Origin of the sequence: Streptococcus sp. 2018110 (assembly GCF_019754115.1) — a bacterium.
Taxonomy (GTDB): Bacteria; Bacillota; Bacilli; order Lactobacillales; family Streptococcaceae; genus Streptococcus; species Streptococcus hashimotonensis.
This window is the reverse complement of sequence record NZ_JAIJZO010000009.1, coordinates 50,804-76,523: the sequence shown is the minus strand read 5'-3', so window position 1 is coordinate 76,523 and position 25,720 is coordinate 50,804. Positions and strand designations below refer to the sequence as shown.

Below are 25,720 nucleotides of genomic sequence, written 5' to 3'. Positions count from 1 at the left end.
CCTGAGCTTGGGCTCAGGGGGAGTTTTCTAACTATAATGTTTGAATAGCGAATGAGTTGCCTGATGGATGGTGCGTGCTGTTTCAGCGTTGTTCATAGTGTAGAGATGGATACCAGCCACATCATTGGTCACTAAGTCAACAATTTGATCTACAGCATAGGCCAGACCTGCTGCCCGAAGAGATTCAGGATTGTGCTCATATTTTTCTAAAATGGCTTTAAACTTACGAGGGAGGTGGATATTCTCACAGGTTTTCAAGAGTCGAAGTGCCTGATTCCTGTTGATGATAGGCATAATACCTGCGATAATAGGCACTTCGATGTCTGCTAGAGAACATTTCTCCTGAAAGTTATAAAATGCTTCGTTATCGAAGAAGAGTTGAGTTACCAAGGTTGAGCAACCAGCATCAACTTTCTTTTTCAAATTTTTGATGTCTGAGACAGAATTTGGTGATTCTGGATGTACTTCTGGATAACAGGCTCCAATAATGTCAAAATGTGGAGCTTCTTCCTTGATAAAGGAAATCAAGTCAGTTGCATACTGGAAGTCCTCTTTAGGGGGAAGACCTTCAATAATATCGCCACGAAGTGCTAAAATCTGATGCACACCAATTTCATCGAGAGAATGAAGAACGGATCGGACCTTTTCTTTTGTCAAGTAAGCAGCTGGCAAATGTGCGATAGTTGGAATATGCAATTCATTGCGAACATGGTTAGCCAACTTGACAGTCGTCTCTTCTACGTTCAAATTGTTATTGCTGCATGTAACACTGATAAAATGAGGGGCCAAACCTTGCATCTCATCGAGAGTTTGGATAATCTTTTCATTGCCTACTTCTGGTTTTGGAGGAAAAATTTCAAATGAGAGACTTGGGGTTTGACCGATCATAAATTAGAGTTCCTTTCTGGCTGCCTTAGCTGCTTGAGTCAAGTGGATAAGACTAGCTTTTGTTTCTGATTCGCCACGAGTCTTGAGTCCGCAGTCTGGGTTAATCCAGACTTTTTCTTTCGGTACTTTAGCAAGGATGGCTTGAATAGTGTGGGCAATTTCATCAACGGCAGGGACACGTGGAGAGTGGATGTCATAGACACCAGGACCTACCTGAGTTTGGAAGTTTTTAGCCTTGAGTTCATCTAGGATAACAAGATTTGAACGGCTGGCTTCAAAGGAGATAACATCCGCATCCATATTGTCGATGGCTGGAATGATGTCTGTAAATTCGCTATAGCACATGTGAGTGTGAATTTGTGTATCTGGTGCAACAGTTGAGTGTACCAAACGGAAGGCAGGGATTGCCCAGTCAAGGTACTCGCTGTACCAGTCGCTACGACGGAGTGGTAGTTTTTCACGAAGGGCTGCTTCGTCAATTTGAATAATCTTGATACCCGCTGCCTCAAGGTCAAGAACTTCTTCCTTGATAGCGAGAGCAATTTGAAGAGTTGATTCTTTGATAGAGATGTCTTCGCGAGGGAAAGACCAGTTGAGGATGGTTACAGGTCCAGTCAACATACCTTTAACTGGTTTGTTTGTACGGCTTTGAGCATAGCTAGACCATTTGACAGTAATTGGGTTCAAGCGTGTTACATCACCCCAGATGATTGGTGGTTTTACCCCACGCATACCGTATGATTGTACCCAACCGTTCTTACTGAAGAGGTAACCAGACAGGTTTTCGCCGAAGTATTCTACCATGTCGTTTCGTTCAAACTCACCGTGAACTAAGACATCGAAGTCAACTTCTTCTTGCCATGCAATCCACTCATCTGTTTGAGTTTTAACAAATGCATCGTATTCTTCTTCTGAGATATTTCCTTTACGGAAAGCCAAGCGTGTGCTGCGGATTTCTTTGGTTTGAGGGAAAGAGCCAATCGTTGTTGTTGGAAGAAGTGGTAAGTTTAGCTTCTCGCGTTGAATGGCTTCACGCTCTGCAAAGACTGGTAGGCGTGTATAGTCTGAGTCTGTCAAACTTGCAAGACGGTCAGCAAGTGCTGTGTCACGCCCCACACGTTCAAGAGCAAAGAGCTCTTTGTTAGCTGTGAGAGCAACTTCGCCTTGACCGTTACGGATGGCATCCAAATCACGTAATTCGCTCAATTTTTCAACTGCAAAGGCAAAGTGGTTGAGGATAGCAGGCTCAAATTCTTCATTAGCAGTTGTAAATGGTACATGAAGAAGGGAGCAAGAAGTTGTTATGACGACATTTTCAGCTGGAATAGCATCCAAAACAGCTAGGCTCTTTTCGTAGTTGTTGCGCCAGATATTTTTACCGTTGACGATACCAGCGTAGAGGGTCTTGTCAGCTGGGAAACCTGTCGCAACAAGTGTAGCCGTTTCCTTACCTTCTACAAAGTCAAGACCGATGGCATCAACAGGTAGGTTTGTCAATTCAGTGTAAATATCACGCACATCACCGAAATAGGTTTGGATGAGGACTTGCAAGCCTTTCTTATCAGCCAAGAGAGTTTGGTAGATGTTTAGGAACAGGGCTTTTTCTTCAGCAGTCAAATCCTTGACCAAGCTAGGTTCGTCCAGCTGGATTTTTTCAGCACCAAGCTCTGCCAATTTTTCAAAGACTTGTCCGTAGGCTGCAACTAAGCTATCAGCGAAATCAGTAGCAGTTAAACCTTCTTCAAAATCAGTTAATTGTAAGAGTGTGAATGGACCAATCAAAACTGGACGAGTTGTGATACCCAAGTCCTTTGCTTCTTGGAATTCATCGAAAATCTTATAACCTGCTAGTTTGATTTCTGTGTCTTTTTCAATAGCTGGAACGATATAGTGGTAGTTGGTATTGAACCATTTTTTCATCGGTCTAGCACGAACGTCCCCTTTTTCTCCTTGATAACCACGTGCCAAAGCGAAGTATTTTTCAAGGTCAGTCAAATCAAGGTTCTGTACTGCTTTAGGTACGATGTTGAATAGTACTGCTGCATCCAAAACATTGTCATAGTGAGAGAAGTCGTTGCTTGGGATTTCAGTAATGCCTGCTTCTTTAACAATATTCCAATGTTTAGCGCGCAATTCTTTGGCAGCAAGCAAAAGTTCTTCCTGTGGAATTTCATTTCTAAAGTATTTTTCAGTGATAAATTTTAGTTCACGGTGTTCTCCGATACGTGGGAAGCCGATAATAGTAGTAGTCATGGTTTTTCCTCCAAAATATTTCTATGCCCCTATCCTAACAGAAAAAACGACTCTTGTATAATTGTAAAATTTTAGAGAGAGTTATAACTTTTGGCTATAACGGATTGAAAGGGAGCTGCTTTTTATGATATTTCTCCTATATAAAAGCTTGAAAAAACGCCTGTTTATCAAGCTTGCCTTTTTTTATGCTGGCTCCAGCATAGTTTTTTCTTAAGCTTGGTATAGATTTTATCTATGAAACTGCCAAAGGCAAACTCTTGTTTGCGAGCAATTGTTTATAGGTAGTTCTGATAGTTATTTTTTATCAAGCCATAAAACTTCTATATTAGACAGGGCTAGGTAGCCATGCTACAATGGAAAAAATGAAAGAAAGGGGCTTTTTATGGGAAAAGTTATCATTGGAATTTCAGGAAACGAGCAAGAATTTCCAACTAAATCTGGTAGAACTTATGTAACCGTTGCGAGTGAATTGGCAGATGGTGTTCGTCAGGCTGGTGGTATACCGATGGTTATTCCTATGGGAACCCCTGACTTAGCCAAGGACTATATCAACATGATTGATAAGTTGATTTTATCAGGCGGTCAGCATGTAGACCCAAGTCTATACGGTCAAGAGCGCTTGATTGATAGTAATGATTACCTCTTGGAACGGGATGAATTTGAACTGGCTTTGATTGAGGAAGCCCTTCGTCAGGGAAAACCAATTTTTGCAGTCTGCCGAGGGATGCAGTTGTTGAATGTTGCTCTAGGCGGAAGCTTGGAACAAGAGGTGGCTCATCATTGGCAAGATGGTATTGCGGGGACATCTCATCGTTTACAAGTGAAACCTAAAAGCCGAATCGGTCAACTGTTTGCCCAAGGGAGCCCTATTAATTCCTTCCATCAGCAACGAATCAAAGAATTGGCTCCAGGACTGGTGGCGACAGGTTTGGATCCTAGGGATGGTACGATAGAAGCTTATGAAAGTAGGGGGAACCAAGCTTTGTTTGGTATCCAATGGCATCCAGAATTTTTGTACAATGATTGTAAGCAACATCGAGACCTGTTTCAGTATTTAGTAGATATATTTTAAGAGGGGTATCCCTCTTTTTATTATCGATGCTTATAATTGCAAGGGTATTTGTTATAACGAAAAGTTATAACTTTCTATAAAAAAAGTCAATTAGTCAGAAAGAAAATTCTGTGTTAAGATAGATACAGTTCTAATTTAAGGAGATCATTTTATGAAATTAAAAAAATTGTTTAGTTTGGCAACAGCTGCTTTATCAGTAGGTGTACTTGCTGCATGTGGTAACTCTTCTTCAAGTTCAGATTCATCTGCAACAACTGTTCGAGTAGGTGTGATGAGCTTGAGTGAGTCGGAAGAAGCTCGTTGGAATAAAGTTCAAGAAATTCTCGGGGACGAAGTGAAGTTGGAATTCACTCAATTTACAGACTATTCACAACCAAACAAGGCAGTAGCTGAAAATGAGGTAGACATCAACGCATTCCAGCACTATAACTTCTTGAATAACTGGAATGAAGAAAATGGTGAAGACTTGGTTGCTATTGCGGATACTTATATCGCACCAATCCGTCTTTACTCAGGTACAGCTGATGGAAAAAACAAGTACACTAAAGTGGAAGAAATTCCAGATGGTGCAGAAATTGCGGTTCCAAACGACCCAACAAACGAAAGTCGTGCTCTTTACCTTCTTCAAGCAGCTGGTTTGATCAAGGTTGGTGTATCTGGTACAGAATTGGCAACTATTGCTGACATTACTGAAAACAAGAAAAACTTGAAAATTACTGAGTTGGATGCAAGCCAAACAGCAAGCTCACTTAGCTCAGTTGATGCAGCCGTTGTAAACAACACATTTGTGTTGGAAGCTGGTTTGGATTACAAAAATGCCCTTTACAAAGAGCAAAAAGATGAAAATTCAAAACAGTGGTACAACTTGATTGCAGCTCGTAGCGATTGGGAAAAATCAGAGCAAGCAGCAGCGATTAAGAAAATTATCGAAGCCTACCACACGGATGAAGTGAAAAAAGTTATTGAAGATACTTCAGACGGTATGGATGAGCCAGTTTGGTAAAATGTAAATAGGTTGAGGACTGGGCAGTATTGTTCAGCCCTCTATCTGTTTTTATAGAGATAAGAAAAAATCTCTTAACCAAAGTCAGATATGTGGGAGAATATTTGATTTTGGTTAGTAGATTTGATTGATTTTCATTGAGTATGAGGAGAAAGTATGGCAGATAGTAAAGTTCAAGCATTTGAAAATGATGCGATTATTCAAACCTATTTTGAAAAGTTGAAGGTCATGATTTCAAAGAAATCTATTTTTGCTCAGCAGATTGGTTTGCTGGATGTGGCGACTTACTTGAAAGAAATGTTTGAAGAAGCTGGTGCAGAGGTTGTTTTGGATGATAGTTATGCAGCACCCTTTGTCATGGCTACGTTTAAGGCTTCGGTGCCAGATGCGAAAACATTGATTTTCTACAATCATTATGATACAGTACCCGCAGATGCCGATCAGGTCTGGGAGAAGGGCAACCCCTTTGAATTGACCATTTCCGATGGCTATATCTATGGTCGAGGGGTAGATGATGATAAGGGCCATATCACAGCTCGTCTGTCGGCCTTGAAAAAATATCAAGCTAGACAGAATGGTCATTTACCAGTCAATGTGATCTTTATTATGGAAGGGGCTGAGGAGTCAGCTTCTGTCGACTTGGACAAATACCTTTCAAAATATAAAGAACATTTGATTGGTGCTGATTTGCTTGTCTGGGAGCAGGGGCATCGCAATAGTCTGCATCAGCTAGAAATTGCTGGGGGAAATAAGGGAATTGTGACCTTTGATCTTCAGGTCAAATCAGCTGACTTGGATATTCATTCTTCCTATGGTGGTGTCATTGATTCGGCAAGCTGGTATTTATTATCAGCACTTCAATCCATGCGGGCTGCTGATGGACGAATTCTGGTAGATGGCATTTACGAGCAAGTGCAAGAGCCAAATGAGCGTGAATTGGCCTTGGTAGAGGAATTTGCACTGGCGACCAGTCAGTCTATGAAAGACATTTATGGCTTGACTCTTCCAACCTTGGTAGAAGATCGTCGTGAGTTTCTGAAGCGTTTGTATTTTGAGCCATCTATTACCATTGAAGGCTTGTCAACTGGCTATCTTGGTCAAGGTGTCAAGACCATCATACCAGCTCAGGCTTCTGCTAAGATGGAAGTTCGTCTGGTGCCTGGGTTGGAGCCGCATGATGTATTAGATAAGATTCGTAAGCATTTGGACAAGCATGGTTTTGACAAAATTGAGGTTATCTTCACTTTGGGGGAAATGAGCTACCGAAGTGACATGTCCCACCCTGCCATTGTCAATGTGATTGAGTTGGCTAAAAAGTTGACACCAGAAGGAGTTGCTGTCTTGCCGACGTCTCCGGGGACAGGCCCCATGCACACAGTCTTTCATGCTCTAGGTGCGCCGATTGCAGGATTTGGTCTAGGAAATGCCAACAGTCGTGACCATGCCGGTGATGAAAATGTCAGCATCGCTGACTACTATAGCCATGTTGAATTAGTAGAGGAGTTAATTGCAAGTTATGAGTAAGGAAATGATTAAGCTAGATAATATTGATGTAACCTTCCAGCAGAAAAAACGCACCATCGAAGCGGTAAAGGATGTGACCATCCATATCAATCAAGGGGATATTTACGGTATCGTAGGTTATTCTGGAGCAGGGAAATCTACCCTTGTTCGCGTCATCAATTTGTTGCAGGTTCCTACAGCGGGTAAGATTACTATCGATGAGGATGTAATTTACGAGGGAGAAAAGGTCACACTTACCCCAGCTCAATTGCGGAGCAAACGCCGTGAAATCGGCATGATTTTCCAGCATTTCAATCTGATGGCTCAAATGACGGCAGAAGAAAACGTAGCCTTTGCCCTTAAGCATTCTGGCTTGAGCAAGGAAGCGAAGAAAGAAAAAGTTGCTAAGTTGTTGGACTTGGTTGGGCTTTCTGACCGTGCTGAAAACTATCCAGCTCAGTTGTCTGGTGGTCAAAAACAACGTGTCGCCATTGCTCGTGCCTTGGCCAATGATCCAAAAATCTTGATTTCTGATGAGTCAACTTCTGCCTTGGATCCGAAAACAACTAAGCAGATTTTGGCACTCTTGCAGGAATTGAATGAAAAATTGGGCTTGACCATTGTTATGATTACCCACGAGATGCAGATTGTAAAAGATATTTGTAACCGTGTGGCTGTTATGCAGGATGGTCACTTGATCGAAGAAGGTTCTGTTTTAGAAATCTTCTCTCATCCAAAAGAAGAATTGACACAGGACTTCATCAAAACAGCAACAGGAATTGATGAGGCCTTGGTGAAAATTTACCAGCAGGATATTGTTAAGAATTTGCCTGAGAATAGCATTTTAGTGCAACTCAAGTATGCTGGTTCCAACACGGATACGGCAATTGTCAATGATTTGTACAAATTCTATCAAGTATCTGCCAATATTTTGTATGGCAATATTGAGATTTTGGACCATACGCCAGTTGGTGAGATGGTAGTGATCTTATCAGGTGAACCTGGTCAGTTGCACCGTGCGATTGAGGCAGTGACGGAGGCGCGCGTGGAAGTGACGATTTTGAAAGGAGCGAACTAGATGTTAGAATGGATTCAAACGAATTTTCCAGATATTTATAAATTGGGCTGGGATGGTCAGACAGGTTGGTTAACACATTTTAATTTGACCCTCTATATGACCTTTGTTTCCTTTGCTTTTGGTGGCTTTATGGGCTTGGTTTCAGGTTTGTTCTTGGTCTTGACTGGTCCTCGGGGTGTCATTGAAAATAAGACGGTTTACTGGATTTTGGATAAGGTAGCTTCTATCTTCCGTGCCATTCCTTTCATTATTTTGTTGGCGGCCATTGCTCCTTTGACAAAAATTATTGTTGGGAAAACGATTGGTACGGAGGCAGCTTTGGTGCCGCTCGCTCTTTCAGTCTTTCCGTTCTTTGCCCGTCAGGTTGAAGTGGTCTTGTCAGAATTGGACCGTGGTGTCATTGAGGCCGCTCAGGCTTCAGGAGCGACGTTCTGGGATATTGTCCTTGTCTATCTGCGTGAGGGTCTGCCTGACTTGATTCGTGTGACGACCTTTGCCCTGGTTTCTTTGGTCGGCTATACTGCCATGGCAGGAGCTATCGGAGCAGGTGGTTTGGGACAGGTTGCGCTATCATACGGCTACCTACGGTATAATAATGATGTGACCTTTTTAGCAACTCTTTTGATTTTGGTTATCATCTTCGTAATCCAGTTTATTGGAGATTTCTTGACGAGAAAGATTAGTCACAGATAGTAAGGAAATCAGACATTTCGCATTTTGATTTATTAATTGCTTTTTTAATAGTTATATTATACAATGAGAGCAACCAAATATTTACTGCCACCGGGTAGTCATGCAACAGCATTTTATGAACGTCGTTAGGTCTTAGAAGATGTTCATAGGGTGCTGATTTTTGTATAAAAGGAGTGAGAATATGTCACAATTTGTTGTTGATTCATCTTTTTGGAGTCTATTTCCAGATGCAAAAATTGGAGTTCTATTATTGAAAGATTATAAAACGCCATCAGAATCACCAGAAGATTTAGTGAAACTACTGGAAGAAAGTAATGAAATTGCCCAGAAATTTCTTACAGAAGATACTTTTAGTGAAAATGAAGTCATCCAAACGTATCGCCAAGCTTATCAAAAATTCAAAACTAAAAAAGGTGCACGTTCTAGTATTGAAGCACTTTTGAAGCGTTCCGCTAGTGACCGTCCAGTTTCGACAATCTCGCCCTTAGTGGATATTTATAATGCAGCAAGTTTGCGTTTTGGTCTTCCATGTGGTGCGGAAGATATAGATACTTTTGTAGGCGATTTACATTTAACAGTTACCGAGGGTGGAGATGAATTCTATCTCATTGGTGATGAAAATAATAATCCAACTCTACCAGGTGAAGTTTGCTATAAGGATGATAAAGGAGCCGTTTGTCGCTGTTTCAATTGGCGTGATGGTGAGCGAACCATGATTACGGATAAGACAAAGAATGCTTTCTTGGTCATGGAGTTGGTCAATTCTGATAGAGTAGAAGATTTGGAAAATGCCCTTGATTTTATCAGTCAACAAGCAGAAAAATTCTTGGGAGTAGTACCAGAAAAATATCTACTAGATTGCGATACGCCTGCAATAGCCTTGTAGGATTTGTCAGCGGGATTGTGTTCGGATAAATAGTGGTCTTTCTAGACAAATGCTGATTTTTCTGCTACAATACTAAGCATGAAAGAAGGTTGTTTCAAAAGCCTGTCTAGCGAGCTTGGGAGAGTGAAAGCCAAGCCAGTCTTGAGATAATTGGCGCTTTCCCAGTCGTGACTATGTCCGACTCAATCAGAATCATACAAATGAAGTAATAAATTAGGGTGGAACCGCGTTCTCAACGCCCCTATGTCTGTTGACAGGGGAAGAGAATGTGGTTCTTTTTCTGTTTTACCACAGAGGAAAGAGAGGATATGAAGAATTTTTATCTAGTGGATAGCCAAGAACAGCTGTTTAACTATCAGCAATTTGTCTCAAAATACGAGGCAAAATGGCATGACTATATCCATTTTCTAAGGAAGGAATATCAAGTTCGTGATTTGCCCCAAGCCCTTATCTGGGCAAATGAAGAAGCCGCAAGAAAATTACTTGGCCAAAGTCCCGTACCAGCCTACACTAATGATATCCGCATGGTCATGACACCAGACTTAGCAGTTTGGAAAAAGATTTACCAGCATCAACTAGATAGCTACGAGAACAGCCCAGACTTGCAGACATTGAGTGCTCACTACAAAGGTTTGTCGGAGAATCATCTGTTGCAAATTATCGGTCATGAGCTGGCGCATTGGTCAGACCTTTTTCTGGATGACTTTGCGGACTATGATGCAAACATCTGGTTTGAAGAGGGCATGGTCGAGTACATCAGCAGACAGTATTTTTTGACAGAAGAAGAGCAGAAGAAGAGTTTGCTCAAGAGCGGTTCTGTAATCAGCTCTTGGTTGACCTCTTTCAAGAAAAACACGGCTGGCATTCCTTGGATGATTTTGGAAAATCCACTTACGAAGGAGATTACGCGAGTATTTTTTACGAGTACTGGCGAAGTTTTCTCACCATTGACCAGTTAGTAGAGAAAGTAGGTTCGGTCCAAGCACTTTTTGAAACCTATCATAAATGGGCGCAGTCAGACCAAAGCATTTCGCTACTCAACTGGTTTGTGCAGGAAGAATTATTAGAAAAAGAAATTTAAAAAGAAACAGGAGTAACTTATGGCAAAGAAACTTACATTTCAAGAAATTATTTTAACCTTACAACAATTTTGGAACGAGCAGGGGTGCTTGCTCATGCAGGCTTATGATACGGAAAAGGGTGCGGGTACTATGAGTCCCTACACTTTCTTGCGTGCTATCGGTCCGGAGCCTTGGAATGCGGCTTATGTGGAGCCTTCTCGTCGTCCTGCGGATGGTCGTTACGGGGAAAACCCAAACCGTCTCTATCAGCACCACCAATTCCAAGTGGTTATGAAACCGTCGCCTTCTAACATCCAAGAACTCTACTTGGAGTCTTTGGAGCGTTTGGGCATCAATCCTTTGGAGCACGACATTCGTTTCGTTGAGGATAACTGGGAAAACCCGTCAACAGGTTCAGCAGGTCTGGGCTGGGAAGTTTGGTTGGACGGTATGGAAATCACGCAGTTTACCTACTTCCAACAAGTTGGTGGTTTGGCAACAGGTCCAGTCACAGCCGAAGTAACTTATGGTTTGGAGCGTTTGGCATCCTATATCCAAGAAGTTGACTCCGTTTACGACATCGAGTGGGCAGACGGCGTTAAATACGGTGAAATCTTCATCCAGCCGGAGTACGAGCACTCAAAATACTCCTTTGAAGTATCAGACCAGGATATGCTCCTTGAAAACTTTACTAAGTTTGAAAAAGAAGCAGAGCGGGCTTTGGAAGAAGGCTTGGTTCACCCAGCCTTTGACTATGTGCTCAAATGCTCTCACACCTTTAACTTGCTGGATGCACGTGGAGCTGTGTCTGTAACTGAGCGTGCAGGCTACATTGCCCGTATCCGTAACCTTGCCCGTGTCGTTGCCAAAACCTTTGTGGCAGAGCGGAAGAAACTCGGCTTCCCACTCTTAGACGAAGCAACGCGAGCAGAATTGTTGAAGGAGGACGCAGAATAATGACAAAGAATTTACTTGTTGAACTTGGCTTGGAAGAAATTCCTGCTTACATCGTAACCCCAGCCATGCACCAGTTGCGTGACCGCATGGCGACTTTTTTGACAGACAATCGCTTGGCTTTTGATAGCATCGATGTCTTTTCAACGCCACGCCGTTTGGCTGTTCGAGTGCGTGGTTTAGCGGACCAGCAGACAGACCTGACCGAAGATTTCAAGGGTCCTGCTAAGAAGATTGCCTTGGACGCAGACGGAAACTTCACCAAGGCGGCAGAAGGCTTTGTCCGTGGCAAAGGCTTGACGACAGCTGACATCGAATTCCGCGAGATCAAGGGTGAAGAGTATGTCTATGTGACCAAACATGAAGCTGGTCAGCCAGCTAAGGCAGTTTTGGCGGGTATTCCAGAGGTCCTGAAAGCTATGACCTTCCCAGTCAGCATGAACTGGGCGTCCAACAAATTCGCCTACATCCGCCCTGTCCACACCTTGACCGTTCTCTTGGGCGACGAGGCATTGGATATGGACTTCTTGGACATTTCATCAGCTCGCATCAGCCGTGGTCATCGTTTTCTTGGAAATGAAACCGAGATTGCAAGTGCAGATTCTTACGAGGCAGACTTGCGTGCACAGTTTGTCATTACAGACCCCGCAGAGCGTCAAAATATGATTGTCGAGCAAATCAAGGCTATCGAGGACAAACACAATGTGACCGTTGAGATTGACCAAGACCTGCTCAATGAAGTTCTCAACTTGGTCGAGTACCCAACCGCCTTTATGGGCTCTTTTGATATCAAGTATTTGGAAGTACCAGAAGAAGTATTGGTGACTTCCATGAAAAATCACCAACGTTACTTCGTGGTGCGTGATAAGGCTGGCAAACTCTTGCCAAACTTCATCTCTGTCCGTAACGGTAACGACCAGTACCTTGACAATGTCATCAAAGGAAATGAAAAAGTCTTGGTGGCACGTTTGGAAGACGGTGAGTTCTTCTGGCGTGAAGACCAAAAACTCAAGATTGCTGACTTGGTAGAGCGCCTCAAAGTCGTGACCTTCCATGAGAAAATCGGCTCACTTTACGAGCACATGGAACGCACCAAAGTTATCGCAGAAAAACTGGCTGACTTGGCAGGCTTGTCTGCGGATGAAAAAGCGGATGTGGCACGTGCGGCGGACATTTACAAGTTTGATCTCTTGACAGGTATGGTTGGCGAGTTTGATGAATTGCAAGGGATTATGGGTGAGAAGTATGCCCTTCTTGCAGGAGAAAAACCTGCGGTAGCAGCGGCAATCCGTGAGCATTACCTGCCAAACTCAGCAGAAGGCGAATTGCCTGAAAGCAAGGTGGGTGCGGTCTTGGCACTGGCTGACAAGTTTGATACCCTTCTCTCCTTCTTCACAGTTGGCTTGATTCCGTCTGGCTCAAACGACCCTTACGCTCTTCGTCGTGCGACACAGGGTATCGTGCGGATTTTGGAAGCATTTGGTTGGGAAATTCCATTGGATCAGTTGATTGCGGAGCTCTACAGCTTGAACTTTGCCAGCTTGACCTATGACAACCAGCCAGCTGTGATGGACTTTATCCGTGCTCGTGTAGAGAAGATGATGGATAAGGCGATTCCGAAAGACATCCGTGAGGCTGTACTTGCCAGCTCAACCTTTGTGGTCAGACTACAACTGGCAGCCAGCTCTGCTATTTTCCAAAAATCAAAAGAGGCTGACTATAAGGAAGCCGTGGAAAACTTGTCACGTGTCTTCAACTTAGCTGAAAAGGCGGAGGCGACGGTCATTGACGAGGCCCTCTTTGAAAATGACCAGGAAAAAGCCCTTGCAGCTGCAGTGGCGAACTTGGAGTTGACAGAAGATATGGCGGGCAACTTGGACAAGCTCTTTGCTCTCAGCCCAGTCATCGCGGCCTTCTTCGACAATACCATGGTCATGGCAGACGACGCAGCGGTCAAAGCCAACCGCTTGGCCCTCTTGAAAGCCTTGGCGGATAAGGCTTCCGCAGTGGCCGTCTTCAATCTCTTGAATAGTAAGTAGGTAGTATGTCTCTTTTCAGAATTATAGAGTTGTATGTTATCATTCCTTTGCAAGCTTTGGCGATGATTGTTTTTATAGTATTCCTTTTTCGTTGGATGTGGCGAACATCTAAGATAGAAAAGGGCAATGCTAAACCTGCTATTCGCAAAAAATGCAAACAGAAACTTTGTACTGCTGAAACGCAAGGGCGTTTTATGAGGCAACTACGTTTTAAGAGGAATTATGTCTATGTTTATGCTTATGATGTGGATGGAAAAACCTATGAAATTTATGATGTTATTATTTATAGGATAGGTGAAGTTATTAAGTTAGGTCCAATTCCGGTTAGTTATACAGGAAAAAGACAATTAGAGAATGTTGATGTGGTGAGAATTGCCTATAATCCTCTGATACCACAGGAAGCGTATTTACCGGACAATCAAGGGAAGTGGACCGTGTTTTAAGAGATAAAAGGAGTTACTATGGAACAAGCAAAAATCGATCGGATCAATGAATTGGCTAAAAAGAAAAAAGCTGGTACCTTGACAGCAGAGGAAAAAGTTGAACAGGCTCAGCTAAGGGAAGAATATATTGAGGGGTATCGTCGAGCAATACGTCATCATATTGAGGGGATTAAACTGGTCGATGAAGACGGTAACGATGTGACGCCAGAGAAACTCCGTCAAGTCCAACGTGAAAAAGGCTTGCATGGCCGTAGTTTGGATGATCCAAATTCCTAAGAATAAATGATAAAATAGAGATATAATAGGTTCAGGGAGGATTTGTCATGAAAAAACTGATGTATGCCTTATTGGTGCTTGCCTATGTTACGGTCGCTTATTTGTCGGTCTACGTCCTTCCTCACTATTATTGTGGTGCAATTATAGGGGCGGTAGGAGCCAGTCTTGGAGCTAGTTTCAAACAGTTCAAGGAAGTGCGAGCTTGTCCTGACCAACCCTTGTTAGACTATTTTAAGTGGGATAAGAAAAAGACAAGTAGTTTATTATTGGTCCTTCTTGGAATCATCCTTTTTGTCAGCCTTGTGCTGGAATTTAATTGGCAATATGGCATAGCTTTTGTAGTGGCTATCAGCTACGCTATGCTTTGGAATCTCCTTCATATTCAATTCTTACGAAAATATTATTTTAAAAACGCATGATGAGCTCATGCGTTTTCTTTATATACTTTGTCCAGCTTTTAATTTTTTCATAAAGATGATGGAACTTGGAATCAGGACGATGATGCTTCCAATCCAGGCGGCGGGGTTAGCGGCGGCAGTCCCATAAAAACCGAAATACTGCATGCCGATGATGGCGACTGCTGCTCGGAAAATTAATTCCCCAAAGCCTGCTAGTGTTGGAATAAAGCCCTTGCCAAGTCCCTGAATAAAGCTACGGAGAATAAAGAGGGAAGCAACAATCCAGTAACAAGAGCCGTTAATGATGTAGTAAACAAGAGCCAAGTCCAGAACTGTTTGACTGGCATTTGGCAGAAATAGACCAGAAAAGAAACGATTGCCCAAGATGAGAATGACCGCAAATACAATGGCCCAAGCAATGCTGAGGAGTAATGAGTGGCGCACCCCTTCTCGAATACGGTCATAGAGCTTGGCACCGTAGTTCTGAGCAGTAAAGGTTGCGATAGCCAAGCCCAGATTAACCATGGGTAGCATAGCCAACTGGTCAGTACGAAGGGCAATGGCCTGGGCGGCGATGGCGTCTGTTCCTAGTTGGTTGACCATAAACTGCAAGGTCATGGCTCCGATGGCGATAATACTGGCTTGAAATCCCATTGGAAAAGCAAGCTGGGCATGTTTCTTGAGATTATCCCTATCCAATTTTAAATCAGCTAGTCCAATATGATAGTGAGGTACCTTGTGGATAATGTAAAAAATAAGAAAGAGGACCGAACAGGCTTGGGCAAGGATAGTTGCAAAGCCAGCTCCGAAAACGCCCCAGTTCATAACTAAGATAAAGAAAAAATCCAGACCAATATTGATAAAACAAGCGATAATTAGAGCAAGTAGAGGTGTTTTAGAGTTTCCGAGACTGCGTAGGGCTGAAGATAGGAAATTATAAAAAATAGTAAAAGTCAATCCTCCAAACATGGCCGTTAGAAAGGCATGGGAGTGGTCAATGATACTCACAGGCGTTTGCATTAAGACCAAGATAGGTTTCAAAAATGCTAAGGCTGAGACTGTTAGTAAAAGGCTGATGAGGGAAGCGTAGAAGAGTCCGTGGACAAAAGATTTTTTAAGCCCCTCTAAGTCGCCAGCTCCAAAGCGTTGGGCAGAAATAATGGTTAATCCATTGGTAACACCTTGGGCAAAACCGATGATTAAAAAAATCAGGCTGGCTGTCGAACCGACACTTGCAAAGGCGTCCTTTCCCAAAGTATGCCCCACAATCATGGAATCAGCAAAATTATAGGCCAGTTGAAAAAAAGATCCAATCAACAAGGGAATAGCGAATTGTAAGATGACCGCAATCGGCTTTCCTTTGGTTAAATCATTCATAACGTCTCCTTTTGACAGATGATAAGCCCACTAGATAAATGATAGTCTAGTAGGCTTTCTAGGGATAAAATATTTCTCCTGAAAACGGAGTATAGGGCGTAAATTTGTTATTTATACTCTTCAAAAATCAAAATCAGACGTTGTTGACTTGATTTGATGAGTGAAAGGCTCCAGTGGAGCCTTTCAGCCTGTTACCTTGAAACAAAATAGTAACAGGGTTCTATCTGCGTAAGTAGTAACGAACTACGTTCGCCCTATCTCCAACCTCCAAAGGTTCCCCAAACCTTTGGAGCTAGTCTGTTTTTGATTTTCATTGAGTATTAATTTGTCAGCTCTTCAAAATGATCGACAGTATTATGGTCTGTTACTGCTAAGATGAGTTCGTCAGATTTGAAGACATAGTCAGGAGTCAGTTGGATGTTTAATTCCTGATTTTCGCCACTTCGGTAACCGATAATATTGAGTTTATAGTGTTGGCGGAGTTTTAATTCGCCGAGTGTTTTGCCAATCCATTTTACTGGCGGGTGAAACTCAACAATGGAAACATTGCCTTCGAGCTCAAAGAGGCTGGTTGTATCGCGGTGGAGTAATTGTTTGGCTAGGGAAATACCTGTTTCGCGTTCGGGAGAAATAACCTTGTCAGCACCAACACGGAGAAGGACTTCTTTCGCAGTTGTTCCTTTGACTTTGGCAATGACCATAGGAACGCCTAGGACCTTGCTATGCATAACAGCAAGAACACTGGATTCCAAGTTTTCGCCAGTAGCTACAACAACAGCATCGCAGTTACCGATTCCTGCTGCACGTAGGAGCGAGCGATCGGTGATGTCTCCGACAATACCGCGCGTAAGAATAGGTTCTAGATGATTGATACGTTGCTCATGATTATCAATAGCAATGATATTGCAATCGTAATTGTGTAATGTTTTTGCAATGGTAGTACCAAAAACTCCCAGGCCGAGAATTCCGATAGTATAGTTTGGCATGATTTCTCCTTTTAAACAAGCATAGATGATTTTGCGTATTGAAGACTTTCGGTTTTAGATAATTTTCGAACAGAAAGGCTTGCGAGAATAGAAAGTGGACCGATACGGCCGAAGAACATGAGTGCCATAATGACTGCTTGACCGGCCATGGTTAGGCTTGGAGTCAGATTTGCCGTAACACCCACAGTGGCTAATGCTGACATGACCTCGAACGTCAAAAATAGAAGTGGTTGTCGGTCATCTGTTAGGGCAAGTGCGAAGAGCCCGATGATGAACATGAGAAGGAAGACTGAGAATGTCGCAAAAGCTTTGCGGATACTGAGGTTATCGATGGTTCGACCCATAAAGTTGGTATGAGGGAGACCGAGAATCTCGCTACGAGCATAGAGCACTAAGGTTAGGAAGGCGGTTATTTTAATACCGCCGGCTGTTCCACCTGGGGCTCCGCCAAGCATCATCTGAAAGATATAGAGCAAGAGGGTGATCGGTTCAGCCTTCGTGTAGTCGATACTGGCAAAACCAGCGGTTCGCATGGTGACCGTCTGGAAAAAGCTGGCTAATAATTTATGGCCAAATGATAGTTGCCCGATAGTAGAAGGGTTGTTCCATTCGGTGAGTAAGGTTGTCAGAGTTCCGAGGGTCAGTATAATGGCTGTTAGACCTAGAACAATCTTTGTATGGAACCCTAGTTTTCGTAGGCTACGTTTTTGCCCGATTTGTGTTTGAAGGTCAAACCAAACCGAGAATCCAAGACCTCCCATAATAATGAGACTGGCTAATGTTAGGTTGATCAGAGGATTATCCACATAGCGCATGATGCTAGTTGCACCAAAATTATCAAAACCAGCATTACAAAAGGCTGATATAGCTACGAAAATCGAGGTGAATAAACCTCTCACCCATCCAAATTCAGGTACAAAATGGAAGGAAAGTAAGAGGGCTCCAAAGGCTTCGACCGCCAAGGTAAAACCAAAAGCTGATTTGAGGAAGCTACGAAAATATTTTGTGTCAGATCGGTTTAGAGCCTCTTGTAAGGTCGCCATATTGATGAAATTCATTTTACGACCACCGCGTAAAGCGAAGAGACCGATGAATCCTATCAAGCTCAAACCACCAATTTGGATTAGCATCATACAGATAATCTGTCCAAAAGTAGAATAGGTTTCAGCAACGGCTTTGGTAAATAGCCCTGTCACACAAACCATGGAGACAGATGTGAAGAGATGATCCCAATAACTTGCTGTAGAGGTGCTAATTTGTGAGATGGGAAGACTTAGTAAAATTGATCCAGTCAGAATCACGAATAAGAAACTGATAATGATTCGCTGACTGGGGGAAAGTTTGATCCTAAATGGTGACATAATTCTACCTTTGCTCAAAAAATAAAAGATGAAGATATTGTAGCACAAAAGAAAGAAAATGTACGACTAAAACACGCAAAGAACCTGATTTTTTCTCTTCTTGAAAGTTTCATTATTTTTTATTACCATGGATTTTATAAGTGGTGTTTATATGGGGTGGCTCATTTTACTTGTGACAACGGGATTATGGGGAAATTATTATGGGCAATGAAAAAGTGGTGCGGACCATAAAAAGAATCTCCTTAGTTGACCTAGGGAGATTTATTTCCATTCTGCTAAGACTTGTTGATGATAGTGACGTAAAGGTCCGACCTTTTGGAGGAGGTAGGTAGCAGCCAGTCCGACCAATAAGCCTGATAAAATTCCTGTAAAAGCGAGGATTGGCAGGTAGTTTAGTACATAGAAAGAACGGGCAATGGTAGCAAAAACAAGAAGCTGACCAAGATTGTGCAACATCCCGCCCAGAATAGAAATTCCAATAGGACTGACACGGTTTGGACCGAGCTGCTTGGCAGAGAGCATTCCTACATAACTCAAAGTAGTTCCAGCAAAGCCATAGAGGAAGGTTGAAAAGGTGCCTCCCAGAAAGGTTGAGATGAGCAAGCGTAGTGCGACAACCTTTAGGCTATCCTTTGTAGGGAGGGTAAAAATAGCAATTAAGCTAATCAAATTTCCCAGTCCTAGCTTGGCACCTGGAGCAAAAGCAAATGGGGGGGTGATGAGTCGTTCAATCAAAGAAATGACAACTGCCTGAGCTGCCAGCATCGTAATAAAGTTAAGTGTTTGACGTTTAGAATTCATGGGTGTAGAGAAAAAACTCTTTCTAGTCGATTATCTATTTTACTATCATACTTGTTTTTGCTCACTATGGCAAGTTTTGTCTGTTGTATATTACTAATTATTGAAATTCGCTTGTCAACTATCTTGGAATGCGGTATAATGAAAACATGTAATTTGTTTTGATTTTCACAAGGAGGAAACATTGTGACGAAAAATATTGTGATTGTCGGTGCTGGTTATGCGGGGATTGCAGCAGCTCGATTGCTAGGAAAAACCTTTAAAAAGGATCAAGATGTAACAGTTACCTTGATTGATAAGAACTCTTTCCATACCTATATGACAGAGTTGCATGAAGTTGCGGCTGGGCGTGTAGAAGCCAATGCAATCAAGTATGACCTTCAACGTATCTTCAAAAAATATCCAAAGGTTCAATTGGTAACAGACAAGGTTGTTGAGATTGACTACGATAAGAAACAAGTAGTTGCGGAACACCAAACTCTGGATTTTGATTACCTGCTCCTTGCAATGGGTGGTGAGGCTAATGACTTTGGTGTGAAAGGTGTTAAAGAACACGGTTTTACACTTTGGTCTATCGAAGCAGCAGAACGTTTGCATGAACACATGATTGATGCTTGTTATCGTGCCATGCGTGAGCATGATGAAGCCAAACGTCGCGCTCTTTTAACCTTTACCGTTATCGGTGCTGGCTTCACAGGTATTGAGATGATCGGTGAGTTGATTGACTGGGTACCGATTTTGGCGCGTGAGTTCAAGTTGGATCCAAAAGAATTCTCACTTAAGGTTGTTGAGGCAACGCCAAATATCTTGGCTATGGTTACTGAAAAAGAGCAAGACAAGGCTCGCAAATACCTTGAGAAAAAAGGTGTTGAATTGGTTCTTGGCGATGGTGTAGCAAGTGTACAAGAAGATAGCTTGACACTTTCATCAGGTCGTCAAATTCCTACCTATACCTCTATTTGGACAGCTGGTGTTCAAGCCAATACAGACGCAAGTGAATTTGGTATTGAAAAAGCACGTGCAGGTCGTTTGGTAGCCAATGAGTTCATGGAAGCGAAAGGCAAGGAAAATGTCTATGTAGCTGGTGACTTGGTTTACTTTGAAGAATCAGAAGGAAAACCAACTCCACAGATTGTACAAGCGGCTGAACAGACAGGCCATACTGCGGCAAGTAATATTATTGCAGCAATCAAGGGTGGCGAAAAACATAGCTACAAAGGTAAATATGATGGGTTTATGGTATCTATTGGAGCACGCTATGGTGTAGCCTTCTTGATGGACAAATACCACATGTCAGGCTTTATGGCAATGGCTGTTAAACACATGGTAAACCTACTCTACTTCTTTACCATCCGTAGTTTCTTCTACATGGGTTCTTATGTTCGTCATGAATTCTTTGACATTCAGAATAAGCGAAACATTTTCGGGGGTCATATTTCAGGCAAAGGAAATCTTCTCTGGTCTGTGCCAATGCGTATCCTTTATGGTTCAGTATGGCTCTACGAAGGTATCAAGAAAGCCTTTGGTCTATTTGGAACAACATCATGGTTTGGGGATCAAGTTGTCTTCCCATTCCCTTGGTTAGCTGATCCAGTATCTGGTGCATCTGCTGCTGAGGCGGTTTCAAGTGCCTCACAAGCGGCAACTGCTGCGGCAGAAGCTGCTGAACCAATTTTTGGTTTGAGCTATGCCTATGGTGAAGCACCGATGGCTGTTTTGGACAAAATGCCTGATTGGTTTGCTACTATCATGGAATTTATGATGCCAAACCAAGAAGTAGCACTCTTTATGCAAAAATTTATGACAGTAGCAGAAATCGGTATTGGTCTGGCTTTGATTGCTGGTGCCTTTGTATGGATTGTATCTGCTGCAACCGTTGCTTTGGTAGTTATGTTCAGCCTGTCAGGCATGTTCTACTGGGTAAATATTTGGTTCATCCCAGCAGCTATTTCTCTTATGAACGGTGCGGGTAGAGCCTTCGGTCTAGACTACTGGATCATGCCATGGTTGGGTCGTTTCCTAGACAAGAAGATTTATGGAAAGCCGAAGCATATTTACCGTATCAAGGATAAAAAATAAAGGAAATATAGAAAGTTAGTGGTACATCAAATTTGGAATACCTATCCTGAGATTGAGAGGGGACTTGAAGAGGTAAAATCCATCATCTTATCTGAGATGATGGTCCTGCATCCAGCAGTTACAGCGAAGATTGTTGAATATGTAGAGGCACCAGGGAAATACCTGCGTGCCGGCCTCTGTCTGCTCTTTGCACAAATGACGGAAGGAAAGATTAGCCGTTCAAAGCTATATTTTGCTGCCCATTTAGAAGTCCTGCATCTGGCGACTCTGATTCATGACGATGTGATTGATGGCGCGGATAAACGGCGGGGAGTCACAGCGGCTCATCAACAATTTTCTAATCGAATCGCTATCTACACGGGTGATTATCTTCTTGCCTATTCAAGTCGACTATTTGGAAAAGGGCTTCGTTTGCTAGAAGTATCACGTGATGATTTGGATTTGGGCAATGATAAGCTGATGGAAACAATTCTTCGAGGGGAATTATCTCAGCTACTCAATCAATTTGATGCCAATATGACTATGAAAGCCTATCTCAAGCAAATTCAAGGAAAAACAGCTTTTCTATTTGGACTTGCCTGTCAGTTGGGGAGCTTTGTACCAGGCCAATCTAGGAAAGACAGTAGCATGGCTTTTCGGTCTGGGCAAGCACTTGGCATGGCCTTTCAGCTACGAGATGACTTAATTGACTATCAGCTGGATGTAGCAGCATCAGGAAAACCTAGATTGCAAGATATTCAAAATGGTATCTATACTGCACCGCTACTATTTGCTATGCGAGAAGACAAGTCTATCCAGCAGCAATTGCGGGCCTATATTCAATCCCCTACGGCAGAAGGGTTGGAAAGTCTTACAGATAGGATTTTTGCAACACATGCTATTGCCAAAACAGAGAAACTGATTGTTAGCTATTTGGAAAAAATGATGAATTTTGTAGATAGAATACCACAGTTATCGACTGCATCTATGCAAAATTTGGTGGCAATAGTTTTTAGTCATTATTTTTAAAAAAATACTAGACAATTTAGTTTATTCGGTATATCATTATAAATATAAAACTATTTACTTTACAAAAGGAGTATTGTTATGAAAACAACTAAAGTTGTGTTGAAAAGTTTGGTAGTTCTTGGTGCGGTATTTGCACTTGCTGCTTGCGGTTCTAAACAAGAATCTACTTCAACTTCATCTTCAACTACAGAAACAGTAGTATTGAAAGATGGTACTTACAAAGCTGAGTCAGGCAAAGACGATTATGGCTACAAAATTGTTCACACATTGACTGTTAAAGATGGAAAAATCAGTGAGTCAAAATTTGACTACGAAGCTGAAGATGGAAGTCTTAAATCAGCAAATGAAGAGTACAACAAAAACATGAAAGATAAAGCTGGGGTTTCTGCTGGTGAAGCAATCGAACAACTCAATGTAGCTTTGGTTGAGAAACAAGACCTCTCAGCTGTTGAAGTTGTATCAGGTGCAACTCATACTTCTGAAGACTTCAAGAAGAGTACAGAAGCCCTTCTTGCAGCAGCTGCTGAAGGAAAAACAGAAACTGTAAAACTTGACTAATTAAGTCTATACAGAAAAGACACAGTCGCACTTGTTTGGCTACTGTGTCTTCTTATTTTTTGGGGAAGGTAAAATCAGTGAAAAAAATTGCAAGTCTATTGTTCGTGGGCCTACTGATGGTTTTGCTTGTTGCCTGTGGTGGTAAACAAAACGAAAGTTTATCTGTTGTGAAAACTCCGTTGACTCGTAGTGAAAGCTTACTTCACACAGTAGTGCAATTGAGCATTTATCATGAAAATCAGGAAGAAGCGATGGATGAAGCTGTCTCCTATATCAAGGAGATGGAAAGTCTGTTGTCCACAAACTTGGAAGGGGCAGATGTCTACCGTATCAATCAGGCAGCAGGAAAAGAGGCTGTCAAGGTGGATGAACGTACCTTTGAAGTAATTGAAACAGCTATTGACATGAGTAAAGAAAGTCAGGGCCTATTTGACATTTCCATTGGAGCTGTGAGCAATCTGTGGAAAATTGGAGATGAGGATGCACGTAAGCCGAGTGATGAAGAAATCAAAACTGCTCTGCCATTTATCAATTATAAAGACATTACTTTAGATAAGGAGAAGAAGACCGTCTTTATCAAGGAAGGAATGACGCTAGAATTAGGAGCCATTTCCAAAGGTTACATTGCAGATAAGGTTAGAGAATTGTTTGCCAGCAAAGGGATTACGACAGCTATCATCAATCTAGGCGGGAATGTGGTGGTTATGGGGGATTCGCCAACGACACAAAATGGTTGGAATGTTGGAGTTCAAGACCCAGACCAAGTGCGTGGATCAACGGTCGGTTCTGTGCCAGGGACACATGATTCGGTTGTTACCTCAGGTATTTATGAGCGCTACTTAGAGGTGGACGGTGTCAAGTATCACCATATTCTGGATCCAAAAACTGGTTATCCTGTGGAAAACGATATTTCAGGTGTGACAGTCTTTTCCAAAACATCTATCCAAGGAGATGCCTTATCCACAACTCTCTTCCTACTAGGTGTGGAAAAAGGTCTTGACTTTATCAATCAGATTGACGGTGTAGAAGCTGTTTTCATCGATAAGGAGCAGGGCGTTCATCTGAGTGATGGCTTGAAAGAAAGTTTTGAATTAACGAATGAGGAGTATCATCTTGTCAATGAATAAATCAACTAAAGGGCTCAGTTTGCCTGTATTTCTAGAATTTGTTGAAATGAAGACCAAGGTAGCTAGTGTTTTTCCAATGACCCTGGGGATTTTATGGAGCCTGTATCGCTATCAAGCTTTCAATTGGATCAATACGCTTTTGTTCATTATTGCCGTTCTTAGCTTTGACATGTGTACAACTGCCATCAACAATAGCATGGACTACCACAAGGCCAAGGATGAAACCTATCGTCAGGAAAGCAATGTGATTGGAAAATTCTCCCTAGATTTCCGTCAGATGATTGGAATCGTCCTTGCCCTACTTATTTTTTCTCTACTGGTTTCATTGCTCCTCGTATGGCGGACCAGTTGGTTCCTCCTACCGATGGGAGCTCTCTGTTTCCTCATTGGTATCTTTTATACTTTTGGACCTATTCCACTTTCAAGAATGCCACTGGGTGAAGTTTTCTCTGGAGTAACCATGGGGTTTGGCATCTTCTTTCTTGCTGTATTTATTCAGCAACCAGATTTGCTACTGACGAGCCAAGTGAGCGGCCAGTGGATGACCTTGCAATTCTCTTGGATAAAAATAATAGAAATTATTTTCATGTCCCTTCCTTTGGTAACCTTGATTGCCAATATCATGTTGGCCAACAATACCTGTGATTTAGAAGAAGATATTCGCAACCATCGTTATACTCTGGTTTACTATATTGGCAAGAAAAATGCTCTTAAATTGTATTTTGTCTTGGCAAGTTTACCATGGTTGCTGTGGATAATCTACTGTCTGACTGGATTCTTACCAATCTGGGCACTGATCGGTTTAATCGGTGTTTGGCCTGCTTATAAGAGTCTAGAAACATTTTTGAAAAAGCAAGTCAAACGGGAAACCTTTATCGAGGCAGTAAAGAGTTTTGTACTCTTTGCGCTGTTATATGTGGTGATACTTGCTTTAGCCCTTATTTTCTAAAAAGGAAAGACACAGTCGTTCATCAGGCTGTGTCTTCTTTGTTATAGTGGTAAAATGAGTTCTTCTTCGTCAGTGCTTTCTCCGCCAACGGATTTGATTTCAATCAACAGGTTATGTGGCAGGCAGACGGAGAGTTCTCCTGGCTGGCTAATCCAGCTGGTCATAACGGCAATTTGGTCTGGGCTATTGTCTTCCTTGACCCGAATGCGTTCGCCATCAACTTCAATGATGTTGTATTGCCCTTCATTGGGATAGTAGGTCTTTTCTTGATGTGGTGTGTCCTTTGATAATTCAAATTGGTCGACCACCTCACCATTGATGCGGACATAGGCAATCGTTTTTGCCTCATTTGTATCTGTTGTCAGATGTGCATAGGTAAAAATTGCTGGAAGAAAGGATAAGATGAGGGTAAATCCGATTAAGATATAATCAAATAGTTTGAGTTGTTTGAGAATGGATTTGAATGTCATATACAATCTATTCTATAGAAAAAATCCTACTTTGTAAAATGTTGGATACAGATTACTTTTTCAATTGTCTAAAGAAGAGTAGGATGGCTAACATTCCCCAAAATCCAGCTAGGAGCGGTTTGATTTGTCCAGTGAAAAATCCAATGGAGAAAGTTAGGGCAAAACCTGCAAAGAGAAACCAGAGCAGTGGTTTACGATAAAGATAGATAGCTTTTTGGACAGCATTTGCTTCTGGGTTGCTAGTCTGCCGGTCGCTATTTAAGAATGGAAGTATAGTGAACAGTAAGCTAAGGATTGGTGGATTGTCCCCAGTCAGGTAGCTATGTATATATAGGCTGCAAATTGCTGTATAGGAGAGGACAATCAAAGTGAGTATGAGTTTCGGTTTGTCAACCTTCATCTGTTTTCTCCTTTTTGAAATAGGAAACTATATACCAGTTTACACCAACTACAACATATA

Annotated in this window: 24 protein-coding genes and 1 pseudogene; 17 read left to right on the top strand and 8 right to left on the bottom strand. The window is 42.2% G+C overall.

Features of this window, described 5'->3' with window-relative positions:
* Positions 1-27 precede the first annotated feature (27 nt).
* Together metF and metE are read right to left on the bottom strand one after the other, a co-directional pair.
* The gene (gene metF / locus K5Q34_RS07025; protein ID WP_029751739.1) at positions 28-888 is read right to left on the bottom strand and encodes a methylenetetrahydrofolate reductase [NAD(P)H]; all 861 of its coding nucleotides are present in this window, start codon (positions 886-888) and stop codon (positions 28-30) included.
* Between the two features lie 3 nt (positions 889-891).
* A complete protein-coding gene (metE, locus tag K5Q34_RS07020) occupies positions 892-3,141 on the bottom strand; it encodes a 5-methyltetrahydropteroyltriglutamate--homocysteine S-methyltransferase (RefSeq protein ID WP_221864759.1) in 2,250 nt (749 codons plus the stop codon).
* Positions 3,142-3,523: 382 nt separating this feature from the next.
* On the opposite strand from metE, the gene K5Q34_RS07015 reads away from it, so the two are divergent.
* The 12 genes and pseudogenes from K5Q34_RS07015 (at position 3,524) to K5Q34_RS06960 (ending at position 14,568) form a co-directional block, all read left to right on the top strand.
* The gene (locus K5Q34_RS07015; RefSeq protein WP_024406611.1) at positions 3,524-4,213 is read left to right on the top strand and encodes a gamma-glutamyl-gamma-aminobutyrate hydrolase family protein; all 690 of its coding nucleotides are present in this window, start codon (positions 3,524-3,526) and stop codon (positions 4,211-4,213) included.
* Positions 4,214-4,364: 151 nt separating this feature from the next.
* Complete coding sequence (locus K5Q34_RS07010; protein WP_024406612.1) at positions 4,365-5,216, top strand: MetQ/NlpA family ABC transporter substrate-binding protein; 852 nt, start codon at positions 4,365-4,367, stop codon at positions 5,214-5,216.
* A 156-nt stretch (positions 5,217-5,372) separates the two neighbouring features.
* Positions 5,373-6,740 carry a M20/M25/M40 family metallo-hydrolase gene (locus K5Q34_RS07005; protein WP_221864758.1) on the top strand — a complete coding sequence of 456 codons (1,368 nt, stop codon included), beginning with the start codon at positions 5,373-5,375 and terminating at the stop codon, positions 6,738-6,740.
* A complete protein-coding gene (locus K5Q34_RS07000) occupies positions 6,733-7,797 on the top strand; it encodes a methionine ABC transporter ATP-binding protein (RefSeq protein ID WP_221864757.1) in 1,065 nt (354 codons plus the stop codon). Before K5Q34_RS07005 ends, K5Q34_RS07000 begins: the two co-directional genes overlap by 8 nt.
* Positions 7,798-8,490, top strand: coding sequence for a methionine ABC transporter permease (locus K5Q34_RS06995; RefSeq protein ID WP_105157537.1), 693 nt, complete (start codon positions 7,798-7,800; stop codon positions 8,488-8,490). It abuts the gene before it with no gap.
* A gap of 181 nt (positions 8,491-8,671) precedes the next feature.
* Complete coding sequence (locus tag K5Q34_RS06990) at positions 8,672-9,376, top strand: B3/4 domain-containing protein (RefSeq protein WP_221864756.1); 705 nt, start codon at positions 8,672-8,674, stop codon at positions 9,374-9,376.
* 308 nt (positions 9,377-9,684) lie between these two features.
* A pseudogene (locus K5Q34_RS06985) lies at positions 9,685-10,457 on the top strand (elongation factor Tu).
* A gap of 19 nt (positions 10,458-10,476) precedes the next feature.
* Complete coding sequence (gene glyQ / locus K5Q34_RS06980; protein WP_024403586.1) at positions 10,477-11,394, top strand: glycine--tRNA ligase subunit alpha; 918 nt, start codon at positions 10,477-10,479, stop codon at positions 11,392-11,394.
* Positions 11,394-13,430, top strand: coding sequence for a glycine--tRNA ligase subunit beta (gene glyS, locus K5Q34_RS06975; protein ID WP_221864755.1), 2,037 nt, complete (start codon positions 11,394-11,396; stop codon positions 13,428-13,430). Before glyQ ends, glyS begins: the two co-directional genes overlap by 1 nt.
* Before the next feature lie 5 nt (positions 13,431-13,435).
* The gene (locus K5Q34_RS06970; RefSeq protein WP_172115819.1) at positions 13,436-13,873 is read left to right on the top strand and encodes a hypothetical protein; all 438 of its coding nucleotides are present in this window, start codon (positions 13,436-13,438) and stop codon (positions 13,871-13,873) included.
* Between the two features lie 18 nt (positions 13,874-13,891).
* Positions 13,892-14,149: a DUF896 family protein gene (locus K5Q34_RS06965; RefSeq protein ID WP_029172107.1), complete on the top strand. Its 258-nt coding sequence runs from the start codon at positions 13,892-13,894 to the stop codon at positions 14,147-14,149.
* A gap of 47 nt (positions 14,150-14,196) precedes the next feature.
* Positions 14,197-14,568 carry a hypothetical protein gene (locus K5Q34_RS06960; RefSeq protein WP_172115820.1) on the top strand — a complete coding sequence of 124 codons (372 nt, stop codon included), beginning with the start codon at positions 14,197-14,199 and terminating at the stop codon, positions 14,566-14,568.
* A gap of 18 nt (positions 14,569-14,586) precedes the next feature.
* On the opposite strand, the gene K5Q34_RS06955 is transcribed toward K5Q34_RS06960, so the two are convergent.
* From K5Q34_RS06955 to K5Q34_RS06940, 4 genes are all read right to left on the bottom strand, one after another.
* On the bottom strand, positions 14,587-15,924 hold the full coding sequence (locus tag K5Q34_RS06955) for an MATE family efflux transporter (RefSeq protein ID WP_074389515.1): 1,338 nt from the start codon (positions 15,922-15,924) through the stop codon (positions 14,587-14,589).
* 320 nt (positions 15,925-16,244) lie between these two features.
* Positions 16,245-16,910, bottom strand: coding sequence for a TrkA family potassium uptake protein (locus K5Q34_RS06950; protein WP_014638537.1), 666 nt, complete (start codon positions 16,908-16,910; stop codon positions 16,245-16,247).
* A gap of 11 nt (positions 16,911-16,921) precedes the next feature.
* Positions 16,922-18,271, bottom strand: coding sequence for a TrkH family potassium uptake protein (locus tag K5Q34_RS06945; RefSeq protein WP_221864754.1), 1,350 nt, complete (start codon positions 18,269-18,271; stop codon positions 16,922-16,924).
* Positions 18,272-18,532: 261 nt separating this feature from the next.
* Positions 18,533-19,072 (bottom strand): Gx transporter family protein, encoded by a 540-nt coding sequence (locus tag K5Q34_RS06940; protein ID WP_012027668.1) that lies wholly within the window; start codon positions 19,070-19,072, stop codon positions 18,533-18,535.
* A 183-nt stretch (positions 19,073-19,255) separates the two neighbouring features.
* On the opposite strand from K5Q34_RS06940, the gene K5Q34_RS06935 reads away from it, so the two are divergent.
* From K5Q34_RS06935 to menA, 5 genes are all read left to right on the top strand, one after another.
* Positions 19,256-21,148, top strand: a complete 1,893-nt coding sequence (locus tag K5Q34_RS06935; RefSeq protein WP_221864753.1) for an NAD(P)/FAD-dependent oxidoreductase — start codon at positions 19,256-19,258, stop codon at positions 21,146-21,148.
* Positions 21,149-21,166: 18 nt separating this feature from the next.
* Entirely contained in the window at positions 21,167-22,156 is a 990-nt protein-coding gene (locus K5Q34_RS06930; protein WP_024406624.1) for a polyprenyl synthetase family protein, read from the top strand.
* A 78-nt stretch (positions 22,157-22,234) separates the two neighbouring features.
* The gene (locus tag K5Q34_RS06925; RefSeq protein ID WP_221864752.1) at positions 22,235-22,714 is read left to right on the top strand and encodes an FMN-binding protein; all 480 of its coding nucleotides are present in this window, start codon (positions 22,235-22,237) and stop codon (positions 22,712-22,714) included.
* A 77-nt stretch (positions 22,715-22,791) separates the two neighbouring features.
* Positions 22,792-23,841 (top strand): FAD:protein FMN transferase, encoded by a 1,050-nt coding sequence (locus K5Q34_RS06920; protein ID WP_221864751.1) that lies wholly within the window; start codon positions 22,792-22,794, stop codon positions 23,839-23,841.
* On the top strand, positions 23,834-24,790 hold the full coding sequence (menA, locus tag K5Q34_RS06915; RefSeq protein WP_221864750.1) for a 1,4-dihydroxy-2-naphthoate polyprenyltransferase: 957 nt from the start codon (positions 23,834-23,836) through the stop codon (positions 24,788-24,790). The genes K5Q34_RS06920 and menA overlap by 8 nt, the downstream gene beginning before the upstream one ends.
* Positions 24,791-24,831: 41 nt before the next feature.
* On the opposite strand, the gene K5Q34_RS06910 is transcribed toward menA, so the two are convergent.
* Both K5Q34_RS06910 and K5Q34_RS06905 read right to left on the bottom strand, forming a co-directional pair.
* Positions 24,832-25,260, bottom strand: coding sequence for a NusG domain II-containing protein (locus K5Q34_RS06910; RefSeq protein WP_024402625.1), 429 nt, complete (start codon positions 25,258-25,260; stop codon positions 24,832-24,834).
* Positions 25,261-25,312: 52 nt separating this feature from the next.
* Positions 25,313-25,660 (bottom strand): hypothetical protein, encoded by a 348-nt coding sequence (locus K5Q34_RS06905; protein ID WP_172115863.1) that lies wholly within the window; start codon positions 25,658-25,660, stop codon positions 25,313-25,315.
* Positions 25,661-25,720 lie beyond the last annotated feature (60 nt).

Bases quoted from the DNA above. Each gene is read 5' to 3' on its own strand.
- metF (WP_029751739.1), bottom strand. From the start codon at position 888: ATGATCGGTCAAACCCCAAGTCTCTCATTTGAAATTTTTCCTCCAAAA.
- metE (WP_221864759.1), bottom strand. From the start codon at position 3,141: ATGACTACTACTATTATCGGCTTCCCACGTATCGGAGAACACCGTGAA.
- K5Q34_RS07015 (WP_024406611.1), top strand. From the start codon at position 3,524: ATGGGAAAAGTTATCATTGGAATTTCAGGAAACGAGCAAGAATTTCCA.
- K5Q34_RS07010 (WP_024406612.1), top strand. From the start codon at position 4,365: ATGAAATTAAAAAAATTGTTTAGTTTGGCAACAGCTGCTTTATCAGTA.
- K5Q34_RS07005 (WP_221864758.1), top strand. From the start codon at position 5,373: ATGGCAGATAGTAAAGTTCAAGCATTTGAAAATGATGCGATTATTCAA.
- K5Q34_RS07000 (WP_221864757.1), top strand. From the start codon at position 6,733: ATGAGTAAGGAAATGATTAAGCTAGATAATATTGATGTAACCTTCCAG.
- K5Q34_RS06995 (WP_105157537.1), top strand. From the start codon at position 7,798: ATGTTAGAATGGATTCAAACGAATTTTCCAGATATTTATAAATTGGGC.
- K5Q34_RS06990 (WP_221864756.1), top strand. From the start codon at position 8,672: ATGTCACAATTTGTTGTTGATTCATCTTTTTGGAGTCTATTTCCAGAT.
- glyQ (WP_024403586.1), top strand. From the start codon at position 10,477: ATGGCAAAGAAACTTACATTTCAAGAAATTATTTTAACCTTACAACAA.
- glyS (WP_221864755.1), top strand. From the start codon at position 11,394: ATGACAAAGAATTTACTTGTTGAACTTGGCTTGGAAGAAATTCCTGCT.
- K5Q34_RS06970 (WP_172115819.1), top strand. From the start codon at position 13,436: ATGTCTCTTTTCAGAATTATAGAGTTGTATGTTATCATTCCTTTGCAA.
- K5Q34_RS06965 (WP_029172107.1), top strand. From the start codon at position 13,892: ATGGAACAAGCAAAAATCGATCGGATCAATGAATTGGCTAAAAAGAAA.
- K5Q34_RS06960 (WP_172115820.1), top strand. From the start codon at position 14,197: ATGAAAAAACTGATGTATGCCTTATTGGTGCTTGCCTATGTTACGGTC.
- K5Q34_RS06955 (WP_074389515.1), bottom strand. From the start codon at position 15,924: ATGAATGATTTAACCAAAGGAAAGCCGATTGCGGTCATCTTACAATTC.
- K5Q34_RS06950 (WP_014638537.1), bottom strand. From the start codon at position 16,910: ATGCCAAACTATACTATCGGAATTCTCGGCCTGGGAGTTTTTGGTACT.
- K5Q34_RS06945 (WP_221864754.1), bottom strand. From the start codon at position 18,271: ATGTCACCATTTAGGATCAAACTTTCCCCCAGTCAGCGAATCATTATC.
- K5Q34_RS06940 (WP_012027668.1), bottom strand. From the start codon at position 19,072: ATGAATTCTAAACGTCAAACACTTAACTTTATTACGATGCTGGCAGCT.
- K5Q34_RS06925 (WP_221864752.1), top strand. From the start codon at position 22,235: ATGAAAACAACTAAAGTTGTGTTGAAAAGTTTGGTAGTTCTTGGTGCG.
- menA (WP_221864750.1), top strand. From the start codon at position 23,834: ATGAATAAATCAACTAAAGGGCTCAGTTTGCCTGTATTTCTAGAATTT.
- K5Q34_RS06910 (WP_024402625.1), bottom strand. From the start codon at position 25,260: ATGACATTCAAATCCATTCTCAAACAACTCAAACTATTTGATTATATC.
- K5Q34_RS06905 (WP_172115863.1), bottom strand. From the start codon at position 25,660: ATGAAGGTTGACAAACCGAAACTCATACTCACTTTGATTGTCCTCTCC.